General features: G+C 59.1%; 8 protein-coding genes. 1 reads left to right on the forward strand and 7 read right to left on the reverse strand.

Annotated elements, in window-relative coordinates:
* The 7 genes from O6929_14615 to O6929_14645 form a co-directional block, all read right to left on the reverse strand.
* Window positions 1–683: uracil-DNA glycosylase (locus O6929_14615; GenBank protein ID MCZ6481612.1), on the reverse strand; the 683-nt coding region annotated here is incomplete at its 3' end.
* 185 nt (window positions 684–868) lie between these two features.
* Window positions 869–2065 (reverse strand): bifunctional phosphopantothenoylcysteine decarboxylase/phosphopantothenate--cysteine ligase CoaBC, encoded by a 1197-nt coding sequence (coaBC, locus tag O6929_14620; protein ID MCZ6481613.1) that lies wholly within the window; start codon window positions 2063–2065, stop codon window positions 869–871.
* The gene (thiD, locus tag O6929_14625) at window positions 2062–2904 is read right to left on the reverse strand and encodes a bifunctional hydroxymethylpyrimidine kinase/phosphomethylpyrimidine kinase (protein ID MCZ6481614.1); all 843 of its coding nucleotides are present in this window, start codon (window positions 2902–2904) and stop codon (window positions 2062–2064) included. Before thiD ends, coaBC begins: the two co-directional genes overlap by 4 nt.
* Before the next feature lie 92 nt (window positions 2905–2996).
* Window positions 2997–5141, reverse strand: coding sequence for a tetratricopeptide repeat protein (locus tag O6929_14630; protein ID MCZ6481615.1), 2145 nt, complete (start codon window positions 5139–5141; stop codon window positions 2997–2999).
* A gap of 12 nt (window positions 5142–5153) precedes the next feature.
* Window positions 5154–6215, reverse strand: a complete 1062-nt coding sequence (gene mtnA, locus O6929_14635; GenBank protein ID MCZ6481616.1) for an S-methyl-5-thioribose-1-phosphate isomerase — start codon at window positions 6213–6215, stop codon at window positions 5154–5156.
* Between the two features lie 481 nt (window positions 6216–6696).
* A complete protein-coding gene (gene groL, locus O6929_14640; GenBank protein ID MCZ6481617.1) occupies window positions 6697–8334 on the reverse strand; it encodes a chaperonin GroEL in 1638 nt (545 codons plus the stop codon).
* A gap of 90 nt (window positions 8335–8424) precedes the next feature.
* A complete protein-coding gene (locus O6929_14645; GenBank protein MCZ6481618.1) occupies window positions 8425–8718 on the reverse strand; it encodes a co-chaperone GroES in 294 nt (97 codons plus the stop codon).
* Between the two features lie 344 nt (window positions 8719–9062).
* Here O6929_14645 and O6929_14650 point away from each other — a divergent pair.
* On the forward strand, window positions 9063–9556 hold a 494-nt coding region (locus O6929_14650), incomplete at its 3' end, for an alanine racemase (GenBank protein ID MCZ6481619.1).

The following is a 9556-nucleotide window of genomic DNA, read 5'->3' on the forward strand; positions in this document are numbered from 1 at the left end:
TGCAAGTCCTGCCAGGCGGTCTTTTTCTCGTTGGGATTTCGCAAAAGATACGCTGGGTGGTATGTGATCAGCAGAGGAATGCCGTAGTAGTCATGGAACTTCCCACGCAGCTTCGAGAGCGGCATCTTTGTCTTCAGGAGGGCCGAAACCGCGATACCTCCGAGGGCGCAGATGAGCTTGGGTTTGATGGCCTTCAGCTGAGCAATCAGGAACGGCTCGCAGGAGGCGATCTCGTCTGACTCGGGGGTACGGTTATTCGGCGGTCGGCACTTGAGAACATTACAAATGTAGACCTCTTCACGTCTCAGGCCGATCGCCTCGATCATGCGGGTGAGAAGCTGTCCTGCCCGGCCGACGAAGGGCTCTCCTTGCGCGTCCTCGTCCGCGCCAGGGGCCTCTCCGACGAAGACCAGATCCGCCTGCGGATTGCCGACCCCGAAAACGATCTGGGTCCGGTGAGGGTGGAGCTTGCAACGGGTGCATTCCCCCAGGACCTGACGGGTTGCCTGCAGCGTCAGGGTTCCGGAAAGCAGGAGCTCCCGCTCTGAGCGCGGTTTTTCTGGCTCGGGCATCTCTGGACCCCCTGGGAGGAAGTCGAGCCCCAGCTGCCGCTGAGCCTCGAGAAAATCCCGGGTCTTCTTCACGAGGTCTGCCACCTCGTGGCGAAAATGTTGTGGGCTCACGGTCTCATGCTCGGTCTAGTGCCGTTCCACCTATTTGTGCCAAATTTCTCGTTGCACTCGCTCACGACCGTTGCAACAAGGCAGGCCGCCCACATTCGGCCCCTCGATCTTCCTCGGGGTGGTGAGCGGTTCGGCTGAGCTCACCGTCGAAGCCCTGTCGAACCACTTATCAAGTTGAAACGGCACTAGTCTCCCCTACGCACGGCCACGACTCGATCCAAGATCTGATGGGCCACCTCTCGCTTCGAAAGCTCCGGTAGCTCTTCAACCTGTCCCTGGCGATCAAGAATCGTGACACGGGTGGTCTCGCCACCGAAGCCAACGCGGATGTCATTGGCCACAATCAGGTCCAGATGCTTCTTGTGAAGCTTCTCCCGGGCATTGGAGACGAGGTCTTCCGTTTCAGCGGCGAATCCCACCAAGATCCGTGATCCCTTTTGCCGGCCTGCCTCAGCCAGGATGTCCGGGTTTCGCAACAGCTCGACCGTAAGGGCCTCTTGCTTTTTCATCTTTTTCGGCGAGTGCGTGCTTGGGCGGTAGTCTGCCACGGCAGCGGCCATGATGAGGATGGTGGTAGCATCGAGTTCCCCCAAAACCGCATGGAGCATCTCTTCGGCGGTCGTCACATCAGTCCGCGTGACGCCTGGGGGGGTGGGAAGCGATGTGGGGCCGCTGACCAAGCGGACGTGAGCGCCCCGATCCCGCGCAGCCTGGGCAATGGCAAAGCCCATCCTCCCTGAGGAACGGTTGGAGAGGAAGCGGACGGGGTCGAGCGGCTCCTGGGTGGGACCCGCGGTGACGAGAACCGTTTCCCCCTGGAGGTCTTCCTGATGAGTGAGGAGGCCTTCCACCTCTCCGCAAATGGTGAGAAGATCGGCAAGGCGTCCGCGGCCAATCAATCCGGAGGCAAGTTCTCCGTACTCGGTTTCCACCACGTGCACCCCTCGGGCCTTCAGGCGAGTGAGATTTTCCTGGACGGTGGGATGGGCGTACATCTCCCGGTCCATGGCGGGAGCAAGCAGGACCGGACACGTGCAGCTCAGATACAGATTCGTCAAAAAGTCGTCCGCGATTCCGTGGGCCAATTTGGCGATGGTATTGGCGGTAGCCGGGGCGATGAGTAAGAGATCTGCCCGCCCGCCGGTGGCGACATGACCGATTTGCTTGTCGTAATCAAGGGCAAAAAGATCGGTGAGGATAGGACGTCTGGAGAGGGTTTCAAAGGTCAGGGGTGAGACGAACCGCTGGGCACTCTCTGTCATCACCACCGTGACGGCCGCACCTCGGCCAGTCAGCTCCCTCAGGATCTCCACCGCTTTGTACGCGGCGATGCTGCCTGTGACCCCCAGGATAATTTCCTTCCCGTCCAGGCTGTGCGTCATCGCGCACGCCCTTTCTTCCTGTCCGTTTGCGACGTTGGACTTTGGACGTCGGACTCTTCGACCTTCGCCAGGTGGTTCACGGGGCCTTTCCCCTTTCCGATCTTGACCGCCGTCCGAATTGCGGCATGGATGTACCGTTGAGCCGTATCAACCGCCTCCTTCACCTCGTGGCCCTTGGCAAGTCCTGCTGCGATGGCCGCCGAAATGGTGCAACCACTGCCGTGGGTATGCTCGGTCGGGATCTTTGGGGTGTCCCAGACCTCAAAGCGTTTTCCGTCGTAGAGGACATCGAGGATTTTTGGTCCAGAGAGATGGCCCCCTTTCACGAGCACGTACCGGGGCCCTAACGCCTTGATCGCCTTCGCTGCCTCCTTCATCCCGTTCAGGTCATTAACCTTTTCCCCCCACAGGATCGTAGCCTCGTCGAGATTGGGGGTGACCACGGTCGCCAGGGGAAACAGCAGGGTCTTAACCGCCTCCACTGCGTCCTCGTCGAGGAGGCGATGGCCGGTGGCCGAAACCATCACCGGATCCACCACCAGATTCGGGAGTTGAAATTCTCGGACTCCTTCCGCCACCGCCGCTACGATCTCATTCGTGGCGAGCATCCCGGTCTTCCCCGCGTCGGCGCCGATATCCGAGAGGACAGAGCGGATCTGGAGCGTAACAAAGTCAGGGGGAAGCGTTTCGACGCCCTGAACGCCAAGGGTGTTCTGGGCGGTAATGGCGGTCAGGACAGACAGACCATAGACTTGAAAGGCGGTAAAGGTCTTGAGATCTGCCTGGATACCCGCCCCCCCGCCTGAATCGGAGCCAGCAATGGTCAAAGCCCGTCGCATCTTTTCTCCCCATTCTGAGCTAAGCCATTATGCCCGACGTCTTCGGTTCGCGCAAGCGCTGCAACCGACATCCCTGTTCGAGCCGGTGCCACTCACTGCTTGCTTGGCCAGGCGTAAAGGGTGCGGTAGCGGTCGTAGCTCCCCAAGACCCTTTTCACATACTCGCGGGTCTCACGATAGGGGATTTCCTCAACGAAGGTCTCGAGGTCGTGCAGGGGGCCGTCCGTGAGCCAGCGTCGGACAGCGTGAGGCCCGGCATTGTATGCTGCCAGGGTGAGGACCAGGTTACCTCCGAACTCCTGGTGGAGGCGGGCCAGGTAGCGGGTTCCCAATGCGATGTTGGGACCAGGAGCGTCAAGGTCGACGGGGTTCGGGAGATCGATCTCCTTGGCCACGCGCGCCGCGGTCTGTGGCATCAGCTGCATGAGTCCCCGGGCACCTGCCCTGGAAATCGCCGTGGGGGCGAAGGCACTCTCTTCGCGGATGAGTGCGGTCACAAAATAGGGATCGAGGGAAGTCTCTTTGACATATTGGTCAACCCAGGGCCAGAAGCCCAAAGGATAAAGAAACCCTCCAAACGTGGTCAAGGCCTCCTCTCTCTGCCCATTTTTGAGCAGGGTGAAGACCGCGTGCCTTGCGACCTTGACCACCTTCTCAAATTCGTTTGCGCGAACGAGCGCCTGACAGGCCTCCCATTGCAAGGAGATCTCACCGCGGTGGGCCGTCGCGACTTCCCAATACTCTGCTGCCGCGTCCGCCCAGATCCTCAAGTATGAGAGTTCCCGGGCTTTGGCCAGGGCAGGGGACGAGGCACTTTCAACTGAGGCAGGAAGTTCCGGAGGGAGTTTCTCAGGCTTGAGCCTCAGGCGTTTCCTCGCTCGCCACTCGTAGTAAGGATCAAGGGTTGCTTCCTTCACGAGGCTTCTGTAAATCTGTTTCGCCTGGCGGTCTTTCCCCATCTTCTCCAGCATGCGGCCACGCCAGTACAGGGCCTGGGCCCTTTGGCCCGATTTGGGGTAATCCTTTACGATATGTTCTAATTCGTGTTCGGCCCGCTTGAGGTTTTCCTGCCGGTAATACAACCAGGCTCTATTCCACCTGGCACTATCCCCTAAACCTCCAACGGGGTAGCGGCGAATCAGGCTTGCGTAGACTTTGAGGGCGGCAACATCTTCCCCACGCTCCTCGAGATTGAGACCGATCAAATAAAGGGCATCATCGGAGAGGCGGTTCCGCGGGAATGAAGCGGGAATCCGCTTGAGGTACGAAATCGCCTGCGAGTACTTTCCTGATCGAAGGGAGGCCCTTCCCATGAGAAATAGCGCCTTCACTTTGAAGGGGTTGCGCGCGGCGGGATCGGTCAGCGGACGAAGGGTGGTGATAGCCTGGGGGTACTTTTTCATGGCGAAGAGGATGCGCCCCATGAGGAACCTGATCTGTCCATTTTCAGGCTCATTTTGGAGGAGGGGGCTGAGTGTGGTGGCTGCCTCCTTATAGCTTCCTTCTCGAAAGAGGGCCTTCGTCCGGAGGAGGCTCTCGCCCGGGGTGAGGGTTGCGAGTCGGGGGATCTCCTGGAGGAGGCGCTCTGCTTCGGCGGTTGCGGGGTCCGTCGGGAGGCGGATGTAGAGGCGTTTAAAGAGGCGCGCCGCCTCCTGTGCACGGTCCAGGGAGAGGTAAAGTTTCGCCAGGTGAAGGGTAGCCTCGGGGGCCAGGTCCGATTTCGGATAACGGTCGACAAAGGTGCGCAGGCCCTTTTCCGCATCCGCGTGTTGCTGCGTTTCCAGATAAGTCATGGCGAGGCGGAACTGGGCTTCCTCCGCGAGGAGGCTCTTTGGGTAGCGTGTTAAGAGTCGGGAAAGGAGGGCAATGGTTTTGTCGTGATCCTCAAGGGCTTGCGCGGCCTCGGCGGCGTAAACGAGAGAGTAGTCGGCCAAGAGGTCGTACTCCGTCGCTGCCTGCTCAAAGAAAGGAAGGGAAGCCGCCGGTTGGTCTGTTTTCAAGAGACAATAGCCGGTGAGAAACATGATGCGGTGGCGGATAACTTCAGGAGGGGGGTGAGGAACGGCCTCAAGTGCGTTCAAGGCCGCGGGACAGTTGTTGGTGTCCAAGGCCACCAGGGCTTGGGTGAAAGCCGGAGGAATGTCGCCGGCGAGGGCGTTCGCAGACCCCAGAAGGAAGACGAGGACTAACGGCCATATCTTTCGGCCGCCTCCGCGCCTTGCCCCTCTCTCAATCATGATTCGCTGCTGTCACGAAGAGTGAGCGGATCCACACAGGGCCTGGATGGCCTCAGCGAAGGGTGGGTGAAGAATCCCCCGTTCAGTGATGATGGCGCTCACCAGTCCTGCTGGCGTGACATCGAAGGCGGGGTTGGCCACCGGGAAGCCCTGGGGGGCAATGGAAACACCCGCGATGGAGGTAATCTCCTCAGGAGATCGCTCTTCGATGGGGATCTGGTCGCCTGTGGATAGAGCGGGGTCTACGGTGGAGAGGGGAGCTGCGACGTAAAACGGGACATTGTGGTGCCGGCAAAGGACCGCGAGGGTGTACGTCCCGATTTTGTTCGCTACATCGCCGTTCAGAGCGATGCGATCAGCTCCCACGATCACCGCTTGCACCTCACCACGCCGCATGAAATCTCCGGCCATGCTGTCGGTGATGAGGCGGGAGGGAATTCCGAGACGGACGAGTTCCCACGCAGTCAGCCGGGCCCCTTGGAGGAGTGGTCGCGTTTCATCAACCAGGACCTGGATATGTTTCCCGAGCTCCCAGGCGGCCCGGACGACTCCCAGACCGGTCCCGTACCCCACCGTTGCCAGCGCGCCAGTATTGCAATGGGTGAGAATCGTGTCGCCGTTCTTGATGAGCGTCTGTCCGTGGTTCCCCATGGCGCGATTACAGGCCAGATCTTCCTGGTGCATCTTGACCGCCTCTTCAACGAGACGCTGCTTCAAAGCGGGTATGGAAAGATCGCGATGTTTTTCGGCTACGGTCCAGATCCGCTCCAACCCCCAGAAGAGGTTTCTGGCTGTCGGGCGGGTTTGGGCCAACAGGTCCTTAATGGTTTTCAGCTCGTGAAGAAAAGATGTCACATCGGTTGCCTGCAGCGTCTGCGCCCCGAGCGAAAGCCCCATGCCCGCAGCCACACCGATCGCTGGAGCGCCTCGTATGCGAAGGTTTCGAATCGCCTCGGCCACGTCCTCCGCGTCCCGGCAATCGATATATACCTCTTCCCCAGGAAGCCGAGTTTGGTCGAGAAGGCGCACGATCCCCTCAGGGAGCCATACGATGGTTTGGATCTCAGAGGTCATCCTGACTTCTCCACGAGATAACGAACTTCCCTTCTTACACTAGCAGTCCTCCCTTTGCTGTCAACGGAAATGTGCCTTCGACCCCAGGGGCATGAACTCCTCTTCGTCACTTCCTGGTGGGATGTAGTCCTTTCGGTCAGTCCGCCTTTTTTTCGGACTCCCCCTGTTCCTCCCTCTTCACGGAAGTTCTTTATTTTACAGTCGTAAGACTGTGGCACATCCTTTGCGAAAGAGACACGGATTAGCATTTAAGTGGTCTCATCAACAAACAAGTCTGGAGGAAGATGTTGGGCAAAATCTATGCAATCATGGTTACGGTGATTCTGCTGTTCCCCCCTCTGGTCGGTCGTGGGGGCCCTCTGGGAGCGGGGGAAGGACGGCGCGCGCTCGGGTTCGGAAGATGAAAAAGCAAGAACCCCCGAGGTGTGTCCCGGGGGTTCTTGGCTCAAAAAGCGAAAGTAATGGATCGTCCACCGTCTGCTTAGTACATGTCTCCCATTCCCATTCCACCACCGCCCGGGGGCATCCCGGGTGCCTCCTTCTTCTCCGGGATCTCGGTCACGAGCACTTCCATCGTCACCATCAACGCCGCAATACTCGCGGCGTTCTGCAACGCAATGCGGGTGACCTTGGTGGGATCGATGATCCCGGCCTCCATCAGGTCTTCGTACTCATTGGTCTCGGCATTGTAACCAAAAGAACCCGATTTTTCCAAGACCCTTTGGACCACGATGGACCCTTCGGCCCCGGCGTTTTCGGCAAGCTGGCGGATCGGTTCCTGCAAGGCCCGACCCACGATGGTGACCCCCACCTTCTCGTCCCCCTCCAACTTCAGGGCGTCCAAGGCATTCACAGTCCTCAGGTAGGCCACGCCGCCGCCGGTGACAATCCCTTCCTCGACCGCTGCCCGGGTGGCATTCAGGGCGTCCTCGACGCGCGCCTTCTTCTCCTTCATCTCCACCTCGGTGGCCGCCCCCACCTTGATCACGGCCACGCCTCCGGCCAGCTTGGCCAGCCGCTCCTGCAACTTCTCTTTGTCATAATCCGAGGTGGTCTCCTCGATCTGGGCCCGGATCTGTTTGATCCGCCCCTCGATGACCTTGTGGTCTCCACCCCCCTCGATGATGGTGGTGTTTTCCTTGTCAATGAGCACCTTCTTGCACTTGCCCAGATCGTCGAGGCGGACATTTTCCAGCTTGATCCCGAGTTCCTCGGAAATCACCTCCCCGGCGGTCAGGGTGGCAACGTCTTTCAGCATCTCCTTCCGACGATCGCCAAACCCCGGGGCCTTGACCGCCGCAGCGTTCAGCGTTCCCCGCAGCTTGTTGACCACTAACGTCGCCAAGGCCTCGCCCTCCACATCCTCGGCGATGATCATCAACGGCCTCGCCATCTTGGCAATCTGCTCCAAGACCGGGAGGAGGTCCCGCATGTTGGCGATCTTCTTCTCACAGATCAGGAGAAAGGGATTTTCAAGCACACACTCCATGCGCTCCGGGTCCGTGACGAAGTAGGGGCTGAGGTACCCCCGGTCGAACTGCATCCCCTCCACCACCTCCAGGGTGGTCTCCATCCCCTTGGCCTCTTCCACAGTGATGACACCGTCCTTCCCAACCTTCTCCATGGACTCGGCGATCAGGTTGCCGATGGTGCTATCGTTGTTGGCAGAGATGGTTGCCACCTGGGAGATTTCCTTCTTGCCCTTGGTCGCGATGCTGTTCTTTTTGAGTTCCGAGACCACCGCCTCCACTGCCTTTTCAATGCCTCGCTTGAGGGCCATGGGATTGGCCCCGGCGGTTACATTCTTCTGCCCCTCCCGGTAAATCGTCTGGGCCAAGATGGTGGCAGTGGTGGTACCGTCCCCCGCCACGTCTGAGGTTTTAGAGGCCACCTCCTTGACCATCTGGGCCCCCATGTTCTCAAAGGGGTCTTTCAGCTCGATCTCTTTGGCCACCGTCACCCCATCCTTGGTGATGGTGGGTGCGCCCCACTTCTTATCCAAGACGACGTTGCGTCCCTTGGGACCCAGGGTCACCTTCACCGCCTTGGCGAGCTGGTCTACGCCATGCAGCGTGAGCCGCCGGGCATCTTCGTTGTACGAGAGTTGTTTTGCCGGCATCGATCACTCCCTCCTTCTACGAAATATGTTAGTCTCGCCCTCACTGCGCCTTACACGCGTTGAGCGGATTCTGAGATCCGTCGTGCCCGTTCACTTCAGAATGCCGAGGACCTCGCTTTCCCGCATGATCAGGTATTCTTCGTCGTCGATCCGGACTTCGTTCCCCGAGTACCTTCCGAAAAGGATCTTGTCTCCAACTTTCACGTCCATGGAAAGCCGCTTGCCCTCCTCAGTCAGCTTCCCGGGACCGGCGGCGATCACCTCCCCCTCTTGCGGCTTCTCTTTTGCCGAGTCGGGAATAATGATTCCGCCCTTCTTGACTTCCTTCTCTTCGAATCGCCTGACCAGGATATAATCGTGTAGTGGCTGAACTCTCACCGCCATACCCTGTCGACCTCCTTCTTCAGCCCTCGCGCTGACGTAATTGGTGTTGGACCCCCCGGATTACACCGGTCCTCAAACGACAATTCGTTGCACGCCGCTCTTAGCACTCACCTGGATCGAGTGCTAACAGCGCTACATTAGTCCACAGCCTAATGGAATGCAAGGTGCGCTGTGATGCGATTTAGAGTAGTTTTCTGCTGAAAATGATCGAAACATTTAGTTATTCATATTATTCTTCTAATTTCGCCGGAATATTCCGTTTTTCTCCACATTGTAATCTGATATTGGCGTCGTTGCGAGAAGGAAGCGGTCCTGGTATCATGGCCGCAATGGGAAGGCGTGCCGTGAGAAATAGGACAACCCAAGCCGTGGTGTCCCTGGATTCCCTGGCCCGGAATCTTGGTCGGGTCCGGGATCGCGTGGGGGACATCCAGATTATGGGGGTGGTCAAGGCAGATGCTTATGGCCACGGTGCTTTCCCCGTGGCCCGCACCCTCGTCGAGGCCGGGGCAACCTGGTTGGGTGTTGCTCTGCTCGAAGAAGGCGTCCAGCTGAGGCGCCAGGGCCTTCAGGTTCCCATCCTGGTTATGGCTCCAACTCCTCCCGATCAGGGTCCACTTCTTTCCGAATACCGCCTCGATCAGATGGTCTACCATCCCTTCCATGCCCGGGCCCTGTCCGCCAGCACTGGAGGCTCCAGGGAGGCCGTGAGAGTTCATCTCAAGATCGATACCGGGATGGGGCGATTAGGGATTCACCCGTCTGAGGCCGCAGCCGGTGCGCAGGCCATTGTCCATCTCCCTGGATTGGAATTGGGAGGGGTGATGACCCACTTCGC

The sequence above is a fragment of the Candidatus Methylomirabilota bacterium genome, from assembly GCA_027293415.1.
Taxonomy (GTDB): Bacteria; Methylomirabilota; Methylomirabilia; order Methylomirabilales; family CSP1-5; genus CSP1-5.

Bases quoted from the DNA above. Each gene is read 5' to 3' on its own strand.
- coaBC (MCZ6481613.1), bottom strand. From the start codon at position 2,065: ATGACGCACAGCCTGGACGGGAAGGAAATTATCCTGGGGGTCACAGGC.
- thiD (MCZ6481614.1), bottom strand. From the start codon at position 2,904: ATGCGACGGGCTTTGACCATTGCTGGCTCCGATTCAGGCGGGGGGGCG.
- O6929_14630 (MCZ6481615.1), bottom strand. From the start codon at position 5,141: ATGATTGAGAGAGGGGCAAGGCGCGGAGGCGGCCGAAAGATATGGCCG.
- mtnA (MCZ6481616.1), bottom strand. From the start codon at position 6,215: ATGACCTCTGAGATCCAAACCATCGTATGGCTCCCTGAGGGGATCGTG.
- groL (MCZ6481617.1), bottom strand. From the start codon at position 8,334: ATGCCGGCAAAACAACTCTCGTACAACGAAGATGCCCGGCGGCTCACG.
- O6929_14645 (MCZ6481618.1), bottom strand. From the start codon at position 8,718: ATGGCGGTGAGAGTTCAGCCACTACACGATTATATCCTGGTCAGGCGA.